Origin of the sequence: Paenibacillus xylanivorans, from assembly GCF_001280595.1 — a bacterium.
In the GTDB taxonomy this organism is placed as follows: domain Bacteria; phylum Bacillota; class Bacilli; order Paenibacillales; family Paenibacillaceae; genus Paenibacillus; species Paenibacillus xylanivorans.
Map to the genome: position 1 here is coordinate 60378 of NZ_LITU01000040.1, position 19310 is coordinate 79687.

General features: G+C 48.3%; 15 protein-coding genes. 1 reads left to right on the top strand and 14 read right to left on the bottom strand.

Translation table 11 applies throughout. From position 1 onward, the window contains the following. From AMS66_RS05935 to sbnA, 14 genes are all read right to left on the bottom strand, one after another. Positions 1-662 (bottom strand): 3'-5' exonuclease (locus tag AMS66_RS05935; protein ID WP_053779913.1); only part of this gene is annotated, 662 nt, incomplete at its 3' end. Between the two features lie 286 nt (positions 663-948). After that, positions 949-1551, bottom strand: coding sequence for a hypothetical protein (locus AMS66_RS05940; protein WP_144424421.1), 603 nt, complete (start codon positions 1549-1551; stop codon positions 949-951). A 70-nt stretch (positions 1552-1621) separates the two neighbouring features. Beyond that, the gene (locus AMS66_RS05945) at positions 1622-2209 is read right to left on the bottom strand and encodes a histidine phosphatase family protein (protein WP_053779915.1); all 588 of its coding nucleotides are present in this window, start codon (positions 2207-2209) and stop codon (positions 1622-1624) included. Beyond that, the gene (locus AMS66_RS05950; protein WP_053779916.1) at positions 2206-4509 is read right to left on the bottom strand and encodes a class I SAM-dependent methyltransferase; all 2304 of its coding nucleotides are present in this window, start codon (positions 4507-4509) and stop codon (positions 2206-2208) included. Before AMS66_RS05950 ends, AMS66_RS05945 begins: the two co-directional genes overlap by 4 nt. A gap of 43 nt (positions 4510-4552) precedes the next feature. Then, the gene (locus tag AMS66_RS05955) at positions 4553-5365 is read right to left on the bottom strand and encodes a phosphotransferase family protein (protein ID WP_053779917.1); all 813 of its coding nucleotides are present in this window, start codon (positions 5363-5365) and stop codon (positions 4553-4555) included. 76 nt (positions 5366-5441) lie between these two features. Then, positions 5442-7040 (bottom strand): helix-turn-helix domain-containing protein, encoded by a 1599-nt coding sequence (locus tag AMS66_RS05960; RefSeq protein WP_160319670.1) that lies wholly within the window; start codon positions 7038-7040, stop codon positions 5442-5444. 45 nt (positions 7041-7085) lie between these two features. Further along, on the bottom strand, positions 7086-8093 hold the full coding sequence (locus AMS66_RS05965) for a FecCD family ABC transporter permease (protein WP_053779919.1): 1008 nt from the start codon (positions 8091-8093) through the stop codon (positions 7086-7088). Then, positions 8090-9091, bottom strand: coding sequence for a FecCD family ABC transporter permease (locus AMS66_RS05970; RefSeq protein ID WP_144424422.1), 1002 nt, complete (start codon positions 9089-9091; stop codon positions 8090-8092). Before AMS66_RS05970 ends, AMS66_RS05965 begins: the two co-directional genes overlap by 4 nt. A gap of 288 nt (positions 9092-9379) precedes the next feature. Continuing rightward, positions 9380-10351: an ABC transporter substrate-binding protein gene (locus tag AMS66_RS05975; protein WP_160319671.1), complete on the bottom strand. Its 972-nt coding sequence runs from the start codon at positions 10349-10351 to the stop codon at positions 9380-9382. A gap of 134 nt (positions 10352-10485) precedes the next feature. Beyond that, on the bottom strand, positions 10486-12552 hold the full coding sequence (locus AMS66_RS05980; protein WP_082350595.1) for an IucA/IucC family protein: 2067 nt from the start codon (positions 12550-12552) through the stop codon (positions 10486-10488). A gap of 24 nt (positions 12553-12576) precedes the next feature. Then, a complete protein-coding gene (locus AMS66_RS05985; RefSeq protein WP_053779921.1) occupies positions 12577-14457 on the bottom strand; it encodes an IucA/IucC family protein in 1881 nt (626 codons plus the stop codon). Between the two features lie 43 nt (positions 14458-14500). After that, positions 14501-15724 (bottom strand): type III PLP-dependent enzyme, encoded by a 1224-nt coding sequence (locus AMS66_RS05990; RefSeq protein WP_053779922.1) that lies wholly within the window; start codon positions 15722-15724, stop codon positions 14501-14503. After that, positions 15715-16734, bottom strand: a complete 1020-nt coding sequence (gene sbnB / locus AMS66_RS05995) for a 2,3-diaminopropionate biosynthesis protein SbnB (protein ID WP_053779923.1) — start codon at positions 16732-16734, stop codon at positions 15715-15717. Before sbnB ends, AMS66_RS05990 begins: the two co-directional genes overlap by 10 nt. Before the next feature lie 26 nt (positions 16735-16760). Further along, complete coding sequence (gene sbnA, locus AMS66_RS06000; RefSeq protein WP_144424424.1) at positions 16761-17768, bottom strand: 2,3-diaminopropionate biosynthesis protein SbnA; 1008 nt, start codon at positions 17766-17768, stop codon at positions 16761-16763. Between the two features lie 232 nt (positions 17769-18000). On the opposite strand from sbnA, the gene AMS66_RS06005 reads away from it, so the two are divergent. Further along, positions 18001-19308, top strand: a complete 1308-nt coding sequence (locus AMS66_RS06005; protein ID WP_053779924.1) for an MFS transporter — start codon at positions 18001-18003, stop codon at positions 19306-19308. The last annotated feature ends 2 nt before the right edge of the window (positions 19309-19310 follow it).

The window sequence follows — 19310 nt, forward strand, 5'->3', positions numbered from 1 at the left end:
GCTGTCAAATACATCTCGGGTATAACAAAACGTTTCATCGCATGTTCAGCGTCCGCCGTAAAATAATCCAATGCAAGTTCCTGATATTCGTTCAGGACATGTTCAAAAATACGAGCAATCACACTACAATCCGCCAAGGCATTGTGCCTGTGAATTCCTTCTGGATCCAGATCGTAATAATGAATCAAGAAGTCCGTAGAAATGACATCGGAAATTTTCGGATGAATATATGTGAACATCGCTTTTGTATCCAAAACCGGATTGGTCAACATTGACAGCCCATACATATCACAGTGGCGTTTCAGAATGGGCAGATCATACTCATAACCCGCCTGCGTTACTAATACCTTATCCCCGATGAATTCCAGAAAAGTGTGATATGCTTCTGCGAACGAGGGGGCCTGGATCATATCTTCATTCGAAATGCCCGTTAACTTCGCGACCGCTTCCGGAATCGGTTTGGAGGCATGCACAAGTGAAGAGAACGATGAATCTAATGATTCTCCTTTTTTGTAATACATCGCACCAAATTGGGTCTCACTCTCTGCTGTCGGATTAATCCCTGTGCCCTCTAGATCAAATATGCAGTACGTCCTATCATGCAAGTGAGGGACTTTCAGTTCTTCAACAGTGTATGTATCCGACATAAACGTAATCTTCATACAGCGCTTGCCCCCTTTCATCTAGTCCAGCCGATTAATTCGCGTCATTTGCTGTGTTGGTGTTATCCAGGTTCGACATACAAAGTACTGGGGAAGTTGATCTACGAATGACTCTATGAAAGGAACACTCGGCGCATAGAAGAAGGAACCTCCTGGTTTTAGCGCTCTTAATAGCTCCATATATTTCTGAGCGTATCCTTCTGGTTCGCCGTCTGCCTTGAGATGATGATGTGTAAAATGGTTGGAGAATGCCAAATGGGATATTATTGTCCCCCACTGTTCTTGTTCAAAAGAAGATTCCATCCATCCCATAAGCTTCTATCTTTTTTTCACGTAAAAATCGGACCAAATTTGCCTGCGGGCCGCAGCCAAGATCAAGCACCGGTGGATGCAGGTGCTCTACATCCAAGCCGAGCCAGGATACCTGTAGATCCGCCGAATACTCCTCACAAGGCACCCAGAAGAGATGTGGATCCATTGTATATTTTTTAAACAATTCCTCGCTGTTGGTCTGTATTAGAAATGTTCTTAACTGTTGATAGTGCTTTTGGAAAAATTGCTGCACTACCTCTTCCCCTGCCCCCTCGTTCTGCAAAAGAGACCAGATTCGCATAAATTGATCTTTATATAATTCTGCCAATTGCAACTTGTCTTTGCTCGTAAACTGCATAAACTGGTTCACCTGGATAAAATGGCGGATTTCTTGCTCTGCTAGTTTAATTGTAAAATGATTCAATAATCCATCTGTAAAAATAGGTTCTAATGCTTTTGCCACTTGAGCGCGATATTCCAATAGCAAGCACAACGTTCGCGGAGATGGCCCTAAGGCAGACTTGCCCCGATTATAAAATAAACTTTTATTGTCATTAAAACGGATTTGTTGCTCCAAAACGGACCCTATCAACTTGAGGTTCAGTATAGTCGCCTCCTATCGTCGTTAGAACGTGTTACCAAGAGAACTAAACCTGTTCTTCCCACAATCGTGTTACCTGAACCAACCTGCTTTCACGTTCAAACTCCAGTTTGTAGATGTCCGGCATCGTTGTATTTACCCAGAAGTCATAACCATAGGACGGATCATAATAATTGAAAATCAACGTCATGATATCCCCATGGGTGCCAATCACTATTTTTTGTCCCGTATGCCTATCCAGGATACGCTGTATAACAGCAATTGCCCGCGCCCCAGCGACTTCGCCGGATTCTCCACCTGAATAAGCAAATGCAGGATCATCATAAAGCCTTTGTTTGGCTTCACGAAAATGTTCATGCTTCACTTCAGGACCGGACAGCTCACGCTCACGCAAATCCTCTTCGGTGACCACAATGCCACCTGACACTTCTGCCAACCCCTGAATCGTATCCACGGACCGTCTATACGGACTGGAATAAAACAACTGGATCTGCTCCCGATGGAGCAAACCCGCAACGCTAGCCGCATCCCTTTTCCCTTGTTCCGTCAGACCTCGCTCGCGTTCCTGCCCTTCGATATATTCAGATTCCGCGTGCCTTACAAAATATAAAGCCGTGTTGGCTTCATTTGTCATCTGTCCGCCATTCCTTTCTTCTTTTCAATCACGATCAGGCAGGTGCTGTCTGGCAAAGGTGCAGGTTGACCCTGTTCATCCATAAATATAATTCGTTCTCCAAGCGCCTCCGTATATCCTTCTTGAAGAAAGTGTCGGAATGTAATAATCTCGGCTTGCTCACCCAGCGCTTCGCGAATACATTGCTCATATGCCGATGGGGTAAATATGCCGAATTGTTCCTGAATCTCATGGACATATGCTTCTTCGCCCCATGTATAGGTGTACAGAAATTCCATAGCATCATTGATATCCAGCAGCGCCTCGTCCTTAGAGATTCGCTCGAATTCAATGCTGCGTCCCTGGAAATCCTGTGCGTACCGCTCCAGCCATCGCATCCCATCCGGTTCGAGGAAACGAATTCGACGCTTCTGCGCTTCGGGTTCAGTCATGATACCATCCCTGATCAGAATCCGGCCCCCGGGGGACAACACGTTAAATGAACTTCTTAGCGCAGCAACGACCGTATCCCTGTTGAATCTGCGTCCGTCACGTTCAATATACGAATACAGTTCATGCAGAATGGATGAAAAAATAACCGTATCCACCGTGCCTGACTGCACGTATTGATCCAGTTGAAGAGCATCCCCCTTCAATACTTGCCAGTGATGTGCCTCCCGCTGCTTTTTGCGCTCCAACGCCTCAATGACATTCGCTGAAATATCAATGCCGATTGGTTCCATCTCAGGTCGTTCCTGTTCAATCAGATCGAGCAAGATTCCACCGCCGGGACCGATATCGAGCACACGTTTGCCAACCATGTAATCCAGTAGTACTTTCTTGTAATCACCTGAGCTGTTCATGTCGGCCAGATACGTCTCTTCATTATGGAACCGATCATACGCATCCCGACGCAATCCAAACAAGTCAAATAACAACAGCACAGCCTTCTCGTATAACGGAGACTTTTCTGCCTCTATACAGAAAGCAATCAGCTTCTCTGCCGCCGGGGAAAATTCAAATGTCACAAATACCGTATCCCGTAAATCCGGATGCCGTTCAATTCGATGTGTCAGATGAGGGTAAGTGATCGTCTCACCCGCTTCAATCTGCTCCCACGAATATTGCTCCAAATATTTTTCAATCATTCGTTTCTTGTATATATTCAGTTTCTTGACACCTTTGTAATCGTAATACATCGTGTTCATTAGTGGTTCGAAGCTGATATGCCTCACCGCATCTAATTGTTGCTCCTGCGAAGTCGAATTCAAGCCCACTCCTTCTTCTTCGGTTACTCTGCCAGTGCTGTTCTTCATCGAATCATCTACAGATAACACCATAGCTTCACTGCGCAGCGTCAAAAGGAAAATCTTAACCATCTCCTGCAACGAAAAATCGTGCATCGCTGACTCCACATACCATAAGGTTCGATGAGCCAGAGGAGCAAGTACCTTATCCATCTCAAGCTCGGCTTGAAGTTTGGCATACGCTTCATCCATCGCTTCTCCTTGACGTATAGACGAGCTCCGCAAGCGTGACAGCCGCTCCTTCACATTCCAGTCCGTATGATCCGGCTCTGTAATAATCCAGCCTACGATACGCCGCACTTCAGACTGAACCTGATTCCACAGTGCTGGATCAACGCCTGCAATGATGCATTCATTTAATGACATCAGAATAACCTGCAATTCATCTGCGGTCAGCCACCCTTGCGGTATGAACGAATGCAGTGGGGCATTTTCGGCAAATGGGATTTCTCCTCTGATGTATTGACCAATAAGCCCGTGTGTGGCAATAAGGGTTCGAATGATCTCATGCCGAAGTGTGGTCGAACCATATGCAGTTTGCGCAATTTGTGTACTACCACTTGGATAATCATTTGATAAATCACTCAGGGATTCCAATCGAGATGAATGTTCCTCCTCACGATTGCCTTGCTTGCCGTGCAAATCCCCAACTCTTCCATACATGTCGTATAGCTGGGCTGAACCCAAATTGTGCACGAACAAGTTAATCCCCTTCTTCTGCCATTTCCGTCGCTGTTTCTGTGATCCTGCCTTTGCCGTTTCCGACCAGACCAGCACCTCCTCCAGGATTTCTCGCACCCAAAAAGAAACCTCAAGCTGCTCCAGCACCTGAAGTGTGCGTTCTACGTAATCCAGTACCGGATTCGTACCTTCCAGCTCTGCTATGGAATGAATGCGTTCCAGGTTAATATTCGGCTGCTCCGCCGCTGCCAGCAGCTGCAGCCACAATGGCTGCTCCCCCTCCGGGAGATAGCCTGACTTGTAAGATTGGATGGCTTTTAATGAATTCAGCATGGATTTCTTCACCTCGTTATCCTTGTTAGTTAAACTATATATATCATTTCAGCAGACGAATACGATCCTGTACAAGCTTGATTAACTGATCCGCTTCCACTGCAGGTAACCTCTCGTCTAGACGTGCAGCGGCAACAGGTAGAATCCAGGCATCCAACTCCTGGCGGGATATCCCGGAAATCTGTATATACTGCTGGATGTAATGATTCAGCATTACATTGCGAGCCAATTCAAATCCCCTGTGAACAGCCGGGTCCGCATCCTCCGGCAACGTGCCGCTCATTAATATTACCCAACTACGTGCCACATCACCCGCCGGATCACCCGACATGCCTGTCATCCAATCTATAACCCAATGTTGATCTCTTGTTTCATTCAGCATGACATTATCGGGATGAAAGTCGCCGTGACAGATTTGCTTTCGCTCTGGAAGGGTCGACAAATAAGTAATTACCAGTGCTTTATCCTCTTCAGACAGCAGAGAGGTGTTTCGAATGGCTCCAGTAAGAATCTGCTTTTGTGTAGGGAGTGCTCCTTCATCATCCTGTTGGGCGTGAAGGCTATGATGACAGACTGCCATTTGACGCGATAGTTCTTCGATCAACACGGGCTCCTGAATCATGAGGGATAACATCGTGCTGCCTTCAATCCGTTCAAATATAATCCCTTTGCGCGTTGCATCATCCATATACAACCTTGCTTGTGGAACAGGTAAGCCCTTTTGGAATACTGCCTCGGTAATTCGAAACTCATTCTGGACAGCTTCGGTTGGAAAATCCGCATGATATAATTTCATAATCTGATTGGATGGGTACGCATAGATCTCAGCCGTTCTTCCTTGCCCAATTCGTCTCATTCTTCACTCTCCCTGATATGAGTAGATTGCCTATTGCAGTACGATCCCTGTTGAAACGCCACCAGTTCAGCACTGTTTATCCCTGTTGATGTTCACCCACGGCTGCCATTAATTCATTCATGATTCGTTGTCTACCGAGCGGGGTCCAACTCATTACAAACCAATTGGGAATGCGCTTAACTTTTCCATCCTTCACCGCCAGAATCTGGGGCCATGCTGCCGTTCTGGTCAACTCGTCATACATTTTATCACTACCAGCGAGAATATGATGATGATGAATCAACAGATGTTCCGTCTCCAATACAGGCATAGCCTCCGGCTGCAGCTCCATTCGCCACAGTTCTGCTGGAGCCTGATTGCCCGGGCGTAGACCAAGCTCGCCGTATATCAATTCATTGAGCGGATGATTCACCTTCCCCTGAATGCCAATCGTCCGATGGCTGACTTGCATGATAGTAATCCGTTTCTGGCCCAGCATCCGGCGCAGCGTCTGTCCCGTTGTCTCAATCTGCACATCCAGACGTGTCAGCATCTCCGAAGCCTCGCGTTCCCGGTTCACCAACTCGGCAATTTTCTCAAAGTTTCCTTTCCAGTCCCACACAGAGAAATCCAAAAATACAGGGGCAGCGGTTTGTTTGAACTGCTCTCTGAACGCGGTATGATAATGGTCGGCGATAATCATATCCGGATTGGACTGCTCCAACTTCATCAGTTGGCTGTGTAATTGTTCTGCATACTGCTCAGTGCTCTGACCTGGATACTGGAATAAATCCACCACACAAACCGGTTCGATTCCAACTGATTTCAGATGGTCGTCGAATCCAAGCGAGGATGCTACAGCCACCTTTAACTTGCCTCGCTTCATATATAATGTAGGTGATACACCCACCATGCGCTGAAACATGCGGCTAAAGTAAAATTCACTTCGAAAACCGACCGCAGCTGCCACTTCCTTCACTCGACTGTTCTTCATATTCAGCATCTGCTTCGCCCGGGTCATGCGTACATTGCTCAGGTACTCGACTGGCGGCAAACCGGTTTCACTTCGGAACAAACGTGAAAAAGCAACCGGCGGCATGCCACCTGCTGCTTCAGCCAGCTGTTCAATGCTTACTTTGTCCGTATAGTGCTGCTCCATATAAAGGATGCTCCGTTCAACCCGTTCATCCATTACGGTACTCTGCTGTTCCGGTTCATTCTTCATAATATCCTGGATCAACTGCTCCAACTGGATTCTCAACTTCAATGAGTCCCGTTTTCGTTCCTGCCGACTATGATGATACAACTGTACGATCTGTTGGAGAATCTGTTGCGGATGATGCACGGAAATATGCCCTGGCGAGAGTGCACCGGATAGGGACAGGGAAGGCAATGCTTCATATTTCCCTCTAATTTTGGTAAGCCTGAGCGGTTCAAACCATATCCCATAATATTCGAACGTACTGCCTTGCTCCGGGAATTCCACAATCATGCCGGGTACAAGCAGATATAACTGGAGAGGACGAACCTTCTGTAGCGCACCATCCAGTACAACAACACCTTCGCCCTCTGTAATAAAGCATAATATGTATACAGGAACCCGAACATGTTTGGCTTGTCGGGTCATGGGAAACTTTCGTTTACGTACTGAAGATAAAAGATAGATTAGATTGGCTTCGTTCACATATGATGGCATGAAAAGATGCACCAGCCTTTCTTGCATTCTGAATCCTTTTCTTCATTATATCCCTCTGCGTCGTAACAGCAAATACATCATATACGGAGCCCCGATCATCGCCGTAATTAATCCGGCCGGAATCTCATACGGAGCAAACCATGTCCGTCCGGCGAGATCTGCAAGCATAACGATCAGTCCTCCAAGTAACGCCGCAATCGGCAAGCGAACCAGACTCCGACTGCCTGCCAGATGTTTTGCCATGTGAGGAGCCATTAAGCCAACAAATCCAATCGTTCCTGCCATCGACACCGCAGACCCAGCGAGTCCTACGCTCATCAGAAGGAACAACACCCGCATGGTCTCCACGCGCAGACCCAACCCAGCGGCTGACTGGACATCCAGCAGAAACATATCCAGCCTTCTGGACATCCATATTAATAGAAGAAACAGAATTAGCACCCACGGCAATAAAGGCCAAAAGTGTTCCCACGTTCGTCCGTACAGACTGCCTGCCATCCACACGGATGCCTGGGAGACCCGAAATATTTTGCCCACCGTCAGCAAATACGTGATTAATGCACCTGCCATTGCAGATATGCCCACACCAACCAGCAGCATGCGAACCGTGGAACTCGCCTCTCCTTTTCTCCATGACAATCCATAGATAACCGTAGCCGCGAGAAAGGCTCCAATGAATGCAATCCAGGGCATATGCCGCATCGGAAAAGTAGGAACCAGCACCATGACGGCAACCACTGCCGCAGCCGCACCCGAATTCAACCCAATCACGCCAGGTGATGCCAGAGGGTTTCTCGTAATGACCTGCAAGATTGTACCCGCCAGTGCCAGACCGCACCCAACCAGGAACCCGGTCAGTACCCGGGGTAACCTTAACTGGTGAATGGTGAAGTAATATTCCTGCTCTCCCCTGCCCATCAGGCTACGCAATACTTCTCCTGGAGCAATGGAACGATCCCCCAACATCACATTAAGCACAAGCGCTCCCGCATTCAAAAACAGGAGGATCAGAATAACGGTGATTGCACGTCTCTTTATAATAGAAGAAATCATATCGATCTCTCCTTTCTTTGGGCCAAATAAATGAGGAATGGTGCACCGAAGAAGGCTGTGACCACTCCAACAGGAATTTCCTGCTCAGGCAATACAAATCTCGCCCCAATATCAGCTGTCAGAAGCAACAGTGCCCCCAGAACAGCAGAGTACGGAATCAACCAGCGATAATCGCTGCCCGTTATGGACCTTGCAATATGCGGAACGGCCAACCCGATAAATCCGATTGGTCCGGCAAGCGCCACGGCACTGCCAGCCAGCAGAACAATGGCGATAATACAGATGATCCTAATCATCTTCATTCGCTGTCCTAATCCTTGAGCCACTTCATCTCCTAAGCCAAAAATGTTCAATTGACTGCTTAATGCAAACCCACAGATGATGCCAATAATCAGATAAGGCAGGATTTGAATAAACAGTTCCAGATCTCTGCCTGTCAATGAACCCGCCAACCAGAAGCGCATCGTATCCAGGGATTGCTCATTCAGGATGAGGATGCCTTGTGTTAATGAAGCAAATAGCAAATTTAATGTAGCTCCGGCCAGGACAAGCTTGACTGAAGATAAGGGTTGTCTGCCCGTGGAACTAAGAAGGAACACCAGCACACCTGCTACTGCCGCGCCCAACAGAGCAGACCATGCAAATAATTGCAGGGAAGTTGTTCCCAACCAAAAGGAAGCAAGCACCGCGATAAGTGCAGCGCCATAATTAATGCCGAACAGTTCAGGGCCCGCCAGGGCATTCCGGCTAATTGCCTGCATCAGGCAACCGGCCACAGCCAGCGAACTGCCAACCACTGCGGCAATAACTGCTCTTGGCAGCCTGACGGTTTGAATGATCAGGTGTTCACGCGATCCGTCAAAGGCATAGAACGTATCAACAACAGAACGAAATGGAATCTGTACGATGCCATACATGATGCTGAATAGAAACGCGAGAAGTGTCAACACGATGATGGTTGCTAAACCAGTGATTTTAAACCTGATGTTTGTGTTCATTTTTACGCCTCCGACCTGCATGCTGCTTGATTTATGTACTTCAATATGTTGTATAAATCATTTAAGAAAACGGACTGTAAAAATTTTTCCTTCTATTATATAGGATCAAATATAGAGCACGAATATAACGTGGCACGAGCCATATGCAGAAAAATCAGAAAAATTGGATCGTCACATTCGACGACCCAATTTTACAGTTAAGCTATGACCACTTGGAAGCATAATTGCAATTGTTAATACTGAATTCCCAATCCCTTATCTCCGGAAACGGTACAGCATGTTTTGCGTTTAGTTGGCTACATAGGTGTTCAAGTCATCCACGACCTTGTTTACAGCCTGAATGCCCAGACCACTCATCCAGTACTCCCAATCGACCGGGTGCACAGCTTGGTTTTGGACTCCTTTCAACGTCGCCCACAATTTACTTTTCTCCAGCTTGGCGAATGCATCCGGCTCACGGTTAAACCAGAAGATTACGTCACCATCGAGATCAGCAATCTGTTCTTCTGTAATATCCTTGGAGAAGCCTGCATCCTGCTGTGCTGCAGGACGAACAATTCCGGCATCCTCCATAATCGTACCTGCAAAGGTTTCTTTCAGATAGACCTGAATTTTGTCTTCACGGGGACGGAACAGCGATACTTCCTTGGCATCTTTGCCTGCAAGCGTGGATTTCAATTCCTCAATGCGCTGCTGATATGTATCCAACAGCTTCTTGCCATGTTCCAGCTTGTTTACAGCATCGGCATGAAGCTGCAGATTTTCTTTCCAGGTTACCCCGAGTGTTTCTACAAACACCGTAGGCGCGATTTGTTTTAACTGATCATGGATGGCATCATGTGTATCTTTATTACCAATGATCAAATCCGGCTTCAGTGCATCGATAGCCTCCAGGCTTGGTTCATTCACTGATCCGATATTCTCAATGCCTTCTGTGCCTTTCAGATAGGCCGGGTAAGGATCGCCTGCTGCCAGAATGGAAGGTGCGCCTACAGGTTTAATGCCCAACTCGAGCAAATTATCCAAGGCCCCAATGTCCAGTACCACAATTCGACTTGCATTTGCCGGAACCTGAACCTCACCATATGCATCTTTGACGGTACGTGTATCTCCAGTATTGGCTACGGTTTCTTCTTGCTTTGGTTCGGTTGGAGCTGTTTCCGCTGCTGAACCGTTGGCGGCACCCGATCCCGAATTCCCACAACCCGCGAGCACCAGCATCAGTACCGCCAGCATAACAAAATGTACCCATGGTTTCATTCCAATCCTCTTTCTCTCTACTTGCATTCCATCCAACCCCCTGTTCCTATTTAATAGCCTAATTAATAATGATTATCATTATTAAAACAATATCCTACAATTCCAGTTTCTGTCCATGCAATATTCTTTTGATATCATATACTATTTTTTATTTCATCCTCATCTGACCCATATTTATCCATAAACGAGTGCGCTAATGGATTCGGAACCTGATGAATACGCAATTCATCATCTGGAAACAAGCGACGCTTCGTCAATTGCTCCACTCCGATCTCAGGATCAAACAAGGAATACAATTCGTAACGTGCTTGAAATTCAGGGAAACGTTGTTGATAGTCGGTAATGATTTTGCGAACAATGTTCCAGAAATACTGTTCCGTGATTTGGTAATGCTCCTGCATAAATAAGGCCAGTTCTCCAAGATTGATAAAGAAAAAGGCATCATGTATAAAATCTCGCACTTCTGCCGGCTCTTCCGTCTCCAGAAATGAATTGCGGTTCACACGGCGGTGATATTCCGTTACCTCGACAAGTGCTGGACATAACTGCGGATCGCTAAGTGCATCTCTTGTAAATCGAATTCCATCGTGAAAATCCTTCAGGGCAATGCGGAAGGGCTTGCCTTCCCGGTGAATAAGCAGCATATTCTGTGCATGAGACTCCAGAGCAATTCCATGAGCGAATAACCAGTGAATGAGTGGTCGTACCGAAGTCAGAAGCAACTCGGACAGCCATTCTTCCGCACCCAACTTTTTCACCCAGGGATCAATCGCTGGGTGGCCTGCATGGTCCAGTGTAGCCAATGCATTAAACGGAATTGCTGATTCACCCTGTTCCAGCCGGGAATGTACACTTTCCCTCCAAATGCAGGACAGCACACCATACGAGAGGGGCTTCAAGGCATCCGGTATCTGGTGATTGTCGTATGCAACACCAGCGATCTCTCCCAGAAGAATGACACGCAGCTCATCTCTCAAGTATGGATCTTGCTTGTGAATTCCCTGCAACCAGTCGGTAATGCGAGGTGCGTTCTCCACCGTATGTGGGGCGATGACCCTGCCTGTTGATGTGTTAATCATACTCAGCGACAGCTTCAAGTAGGGTAAATGCGGACGTGATCGGTTAGCTAGCGTGCGAATCGACTGTTGAGCAGTATATCGGTCTTCGCTGCTGCCAAGCGGGACGATGCTCCCGTTACGAATGTCTTCAGCAAGTACGGAACTGACCGTTGTTCGCCATTGCCACGGATGGACTGGCATGAGCACATACTCTGCCGGATCAACACCGTTCTCCTGTAGTGCCATGAAGAAGCGTTCCAACTCTCGTTCGCCAAGTTGTTCCTGAAGCCAATCCCCTGTATCCAGGCCATGTTCATTCGCGCCATGACTTATCCGTGCGTTTTGCTTATGAATTCCGACCCATATCGGTCTAATCCATCCACCGAACTCGGGTCCATATTCAAGCTGATCTTCAATTCGGAACCCAATACGGGATTTATAACTCGGATGGTATGGATGACCTTCGATAATTCCACTTTCCCAGTCCTCATCGGGAAGAGCATGGAGATTGTTCTGCCGCTCAGCTCGTACATATCGTGCCAGTGTGTCATTGATCAGCGTCTGCTCCAGCTCTTTAACAAAATGCAGCAGCTTCCCCTCATTCGCGCCTATAGCTGGTCCGACTTCCAGCAAAAATAGAGAAATCGACTCCGCTTCTTGTCCCTCTATAGTTTCGAGCTGAATAGATTCTCCCCTCTGGAAGCTGCTGCCTTTCGAAGCTGGAATCTCATCCACATCGACACGTCTTGTCATCGGTTCATGGTTCAGCCGCAAACGGCCAAAGGTAGGATGCCTTGTTCCCTTGCATGCGTAGATGACCCGTTCACCATTCAGCCCTGTACCCTCCATTTCCCAAACGTTGAACCCCGACTCCTTCTGTGAGCTATATTCAATCACACCTTCGTACATCAAGGATTCAACCAACTGTCTGAAAATGCGTCTGCGTGCATCGGTATAGTGATGTGAAGACAGGGCTGCGGTGTACAGTTTTCTTTGCTGCTCTTGCCAATGCTCCTTCTCTACTCCAAGTCCGGGGCTTGCAACACCATTTTCTGAATGGCTAGAGGATTCATCTATGCAAAACGACTGCCTACCCTGATCCTCGTCATGGCTCTGACATTCAGATATTCTCGTTCTTTCCATGCGCATGTACTCCTCCCCTCCTGATTAATCCTGCGGCACTGGCCTGTAGACATGCAGTGGATTACTTACCCGGTGCACACAATCCCCCGGCCCTTCATGAATTCGCCGTCTGGTCAGTTGCTCCACTTCAATCTCGGGTGCAAAAACATCAAACTGTTTAAATCGCGCCTGTAACTCCGGGTAACGCTCCTGGTAATTCAAGATCACTTCGGCAGTCATGCGCCACCATTGCTTTTCACTCAGGCCAAAATGCTTCTCCAGGAAAAATGCCACTTCGGTCAGGTTGATAAACAGCAACGCGTCCAACATAAAGTCCTTCACCTCTGAAGGATCTTCTTTCTCCACAAACGAATTGCGATTCACCCGCTGATGGTTGGCAGGCGGATATTCAATATCCGGGTATCCAAGCGGGTGGGGAATAGATGGGCAGTAACGGATACCGTCATGGAAATCCTTAAGCGCAATCCGGCTGGGCCAGCCATGCTTCAGCACGATGATCATATTCTGCGCATGAGATTCCAGTGCAGCTCCATGTGCGTACAGCAAATGTATCAACGGTACCACCGCAACATTCAGCAATTGCCGGGCCCAGCGGTCCAGGCCATATTCGCTTACCCACGGTTTAATAACCGAAGTGCCCTGCTGATCGAGATGACACAAAGCATTGAATGGCAAAGCATCTTCTCCTGCCATCAAGCGTGGATGCAGCCTTTCCCGCCAGATCGCCCCGAGTGATCCGTATATTTTTTGCTCCAGCACATTGGGCAGTTTCTGGTGATAGTACGATACCCCTGTAATCTCTTTTAGAACAATCAGACCAAGCTCGTCCTGCAAAAATGAATCTTCCGCAACCACACGACCAAGCCAGTCCGAGATACGGGCCGCATTCATGATCGTATGCTGTGCCAGAATTCGTCCGGAGGACGTATTCACCATATTCAGCGGCAGTTTGACATAGGGTTTAACTTGATGACTCACATTCGTCAATGTTCGAATGGATTGCTGGGGACGATAGGTGTCACCTGCTTGACCCAGATACACGATCTCCCCAGTTCGAAGCTGCTCCGCACACGCCACCGAAATTATCCGTTCCCACTGCCAGGGATGCACAGGAACGAATACATATTGATTCACACTTGCATCCTCATTCGTATTCCCATCCACCTCGACATCGGTATTGGCATTGGCATTCAACTTCAAATTCACGTCCGACACAACTCCCTGCAGAATCGACTTGAATGCCTGCAGTTCATGTCCCAGCTCGTTATGAATAAATTCCGCATAGGTGTCCAGTGAAGACGAAATGGATATTTGGGCAGCATCCTGTTTAATCGCAACCCAGACCAGCTTGAATTCAGGTTTGAACTCCGGCCCATAGGCTTCATTGTCAGAGAGCGTGAATCCAACTCTGGATTTGTAACAAGGATGATACGGATGCCCTTCAATCAGGGCAGATTCCCACTCGTCGTATTCCGATACCTGGGGTTCCGGCTGACCAACACGCCATCGCACGGACTGCGTGTCCTTCAGATGGGTTTGCTGAAGCTCATCCATGAATTGCGCCAGCTGAGCTTCGGATGTGGGAATATGCGCAGCAATCTCCAGTAAAAAGAGGGGAATGGAATCCGCTTCCGCTCGTTCTCTCGAAGTTATCCGTATAATTGGTTTGTCTGACAGCCGGATGCGGTCAAAGCTCTCTTTTCGTACAGCCCAAAAGGTATACTCCACCTTCTCTCCTGTCTCCGTCTCCCCTCGTAGCTTATACTCTGCCTCCACATGATGCCCGATTACCGGTTCACTCAATATTCGCTCGTACAGAAACGACTCTACCAATTGCCTGAAAATACGTCGCCGCACCCGTATCCACTCCTCGGACCTGACCAACGATGCTGTAAGACCGTTCATAATGACACCTCCCATGATTGCTCTGCCTCAAAACGTTCATGTGTTACTGCAAATATATGTGCTGCGGATGCGGATGACTCAAAAAGTCATGATGCGAGATCGCCCAACCGTAGGCGCCCGCGAAGTGGAACAGCAAAATGTCTCCTGCCCGAACTCTGCCTGATGTAATATCACTTGCCAAAATATCTTTCGGAGTACATAACTGACCTGCCACGGTATAAGCGGCTTCCTTCACCTCGGGTCTGTCATACGGATGCATCCAGCCCTCCACCTCAATCAATTCGAACGGATGACTATGCTGCCAGGAAACGGGCAGGCGGAAATGATGCGTACCGCCGCGCACGATGACATAGGTTTTGCTGTGATTGACTTTAACGTCCAGCACCTCGGTTGCATAATACCCACTCGATGCAGTGAGATAACGCCCACATTCGAACAACAAAGTCGTTTCCGGAGGCAGTTCCTTCTCCAATACCGGTGTGATACCATCCACAAATGTGTTCCAGTCGAACTGTTGCTCCAGATGGGCATAGTTCACACCAATTCCACCCCCGGCATTCAAATACCGCAACGTGAATCCATATTGCCTCGCCCAATCCCGCGCGATCGTGCAATAATATTCAACCAGTTTCACATGCTGCTCCGCATCCAGATTGTTCGAAAGGGAGTGAAAATGAAACCCTCCGACCTGAATATGTGGCAAATGCCGAATCTGGTTCATCACGTGTGGCAGCATGACCTCGTCGATCCCGAACTGGGTCGGACGACCACCCATCGCCAGTGTCGCTTGTGGCAGTGGACCCTTCAGGTTAATCCGCAGCAATACGGATACCCGAACGTCATTTTGACTGGCAATCTCGTTCAGCTTGTTCAGCTCGTGCATACTCTCCACATGAATAAGCCGCACTTTATGCTCTATTGCTCCCTGAAGCTCGGCTTCCGTCTTGCCTGGTCCACCAAACAAAATCGGAATATCGGCAGAGATTTGTCTCACCTTCACGATCTCGCCCAGAGATGCCACTTCGAAGCCATGCACCACCGGTGCCAGCGCTTGAAGCACCTCTTCTTCCGAATTGGCTTTGATGGCATAGAATAGCTGACTGGACTCCGGCATGGATTGTACGCGCTGATGCACATGAGCGACGAGTGCTGTTACATCCCGGATGTAGGCACATACCGGTTCTGTCTGCTGTTCTTTCAGTGCCAATAGGTGCTCACGAACTCTTTCGACCTGAGGCATACGCCCTGTCTTTAACTCTACAGCCATAATCGTGTGCCCTTTCCTTGTTCAACGGCTCTTGCATACATCTCGGCCGCACTCGAAATATCTTCGATCGCCATCCCCATCGGGTTGAGCACAATAATCTCATCCTCATGTTCTCGTCCTAGCTTTTCCCCAATCAGAATCTCGCCGAGTTCGGCGTGAAGCTGTTCACGGGAGAACTTGCCTTCCAGCACCAGCTGATTAATTATCTTTTTCTCCCGGTTGGATTGATCCCAATCGTCTACGACCACTTTGTCTGCTTGCGTAAATACATCCTTGTGCAAATCCATGATCGAGATGTTGCTGACAAATGTACCTTTCGCAATCCATTCATACGGAATATGCGGCGATGAGGCTACCGTAGCCGTTACGAGTACTTCCGCTTGTCGCACCGCTTGTTCTGACGAATCTTCCACCAGTACTTCAACCTGATCAAAACGCGAATCAATTTCATCGGCAAGTTGGCGGGCCGTATCGGCATTCAGGTCATACAGGTGGATGGTACGAATGGAGTCAAATTGTTCAAGCAGTGAGGTAATTTGCATTCTGGCGATTACCCCGCAGCCGATTACGCTCACCGTACGGAAACCTTCTCTGGCTAAATACTTTGCCCCGATAGCTGTAACTGCTGCTGTGCGCATCCCACTGATAACACTGCCTTCCATCACTGCCACCGGATAGTTACTTTCCGGATCATTGAGGATAATAAGAGCGCTTGCACGTTCCTTATGACGCTTTGAAGGATTATCATGTTTGCTCCCAATCCACTTGAGACCACTGATCGCTACATCGCCACCCACATAAGCAGGCATCGCAATAATACGATCGGCAATATGGCCGCTCTCCTCGTTAACCCGCAGATAAGGCTTCAACGGTTGCACGATATCCCGCTTGGCATGAAGCTCCAGAGCACGGGTTACTGCTTTGACATATGGCTCTGAATACAGCCCTCCCAGATCTATAATATCCTGTTTACTCATATACAAAAGGCTGTGATTCTGAACGGTACTCATATCTGATCTCTCCTCCGAGATAAATTTTATATACTTTTGATCGTTTGGCTTGGCGGTAATTGATTGACCCATTGCTCGTCATACACACTGTCAAGATAGCGTTCTCCTCGATCTGCAAAGACTGTGACTACCTTGGCTGAGGGCCGCAAAGTCGGAACCAATTTCTCCAATGCAGCAACCAGTGATCCGGACGAACCCCCTGCAAAAATGCCTTCCCGTTCCAGCAGCTTTTGGCAGCCCAGCACGGATTCCCGATCATCCACATGAATCACTTGGTCAATCTCGTTCGGGCTGAATAACTCAGGTACCCGGTTGGCTCCGATGCCTGGCAATTCACGCTGACGGGATGGTGTGCCAAAAATAATCGAGCCGACTGCATCAACGGCTACGATCCGCGCATGTGGATTTGCTTCTTTCACGCGGCGGGATATGCCCAGAATGCTTCCAGTCGTACTCACTGCGCACACCAGTACGTCTATCTGTCCATCCATCTGCTCCACAATCTCCTGACCTGCACCATGATAGTGAGCTTGCCAGTTCAAAGGGTTGGCATACTGGTTGATCCAGTAACCTGCTGGGTCTTGACTGGCTAACTCCTTGACCCTGCGAATGCGGGATTGCAAATAACTCCCGTGTTCATCCGGTTCAGTCACCATGTCAACCTGTGCCCCGAGGTAGGTTATCATCCTCAGATTCGTCGATGTGATTTTCGGATCAACCACACAGGTGAATTTCAGGCCATATCGTTTGGCGGTTAATGCAAGGCCAATTCCCAGATTTCCTGAAGTGCTCTCGATGAGATGGGTATCCGGCTTGATCGTTCCATCTCGCAGACCCTGCTCGATAATGTATCGTGCAGGTCGGTCTTTCATGCTGCCGCCGGGGTTCATCATTTCCAGCTTGGCATACACCGAAGCTCCTGAAGATCCGAACAATGAATTCAAGCGAACCAGTGGTGTTTGACCGATACAATCGATAATGGAATCCGCAACTTTAAGCGAGCGATCCTTGATTTGCAGGGTACTTTGTTCCATGTGTTTACACCAGCTTTCTGGGCATATTGTTGTCCAAAATCGTTTTATTGATAATGATTATCATTTTCATAATTGGACACAGGGCCTATTATGCATATCCTTTTTTTTCCTGTCAACACTAAAATTTTTGGAAAGTTTTTGAAAAAATTAAGATTGACATTGAGAATCATTCTTGATAATCTGATCAGCAATTGGTTTAAAATTGCCAAAATCAAGGTGGTGAAGTGAACACATGATGTCTCAGATGGCATGGAAACAGAGCGTCCGCATTTTATGGGGTGGACGCTTTCTTTCCAGTACCGGGCTGACTGGAATCAGCCCTTTTATACCGTATTACATGGAGCATCTGAACGCGGGAACTCCAGAAGAAGTGCTACTGTGGACAGGTCTGTCCGTATCTGCACCTGCATTATCCTATGCTCTTCTAACCCCTTTTTGGGGTAAGATCGGAGATCGTTGGAGTCGAAAATGGATGGTTGTCAGAGCGCTGGTCGGACTGGCCCTCAGCATGTTTCTGATGGGCATTGCCCAGACCCCGTTTCAATTCTTTTTGTTCCGTCTCTGCCAAGGAGCATTTGGAGGCATATCGGATGCAAGCAGTGCGTTTGTGGGAACCCATGCCCCTGACCAAAAGCAGGGATCTGCGCTCGGACAGTTGGAGCGGGCATCGGCAGCAGGCCTGCTCGTGGGACCACTGCTTGGAAGCATATGTGTAAACACGTGGGGAAGTCGTCCGCTATTGTTCATTACGGCATCGTTGACGTTGAGCTTTGCTGTTCTTGCCGCACTCGTATTAACGGGGGCGACGACGCATCTGACTCGTACGGCTAAGAACAAAAGTCACGTGCCTCCTGTGGAACAGCCCCAGCCTTCACTTGCAATGTCGAATAACCAGGACAAAAACAGAAACAAGGGCGGAATTATCCATGCCTTCGTTTCGCTGATTACACATCCTATTGCCCGAAGGCTGGTTATTGCAGGCATCATTTTCAAACTCGCTGATTTTGCAACGTTTACGATGTTCACCCCGTTTATTCGCGAAATCCTCCCTTCCTCAGGTGCTGCTGCGCTTACGGTCGGGGTTCTACTTGCGATGTCATCGGTTGGGGAGCTGGTGGGCGCATCTTGGTGGGGAAAACGGAACGACCGTTACACACCCGAACGCAATCTCCGGCTGGCTGGCTTGTTATGCGGCATGTGCCTGCTTGCACATACTCTTCCATTCGGGGTGGCTTGGCTGCTGGTAGTGCGTTTTCTGCAAGGATTCTTCTACAGCGCCCTATTACAGACGGTCATGCTGAACGTGCTGAGATCCTCCACCGATCAGGATCGGGGCGTACGCATTGGAGCTACTAACAGCATGTTAATGGCTGGTCAGATTGCCGGACCGTCCATCGGAGTCCTGATCGGAGGTGTTTGGGGAATTCCGGCCGTATTCTTCGTTATGGGGATAGTCATGCTCACCGCTTCCCTTGCTGTACGTCGGCCAGCAGTTCATGAGCCGAAGCTCCCGTACAACTGCCACTCCAATAAATTGTGAAA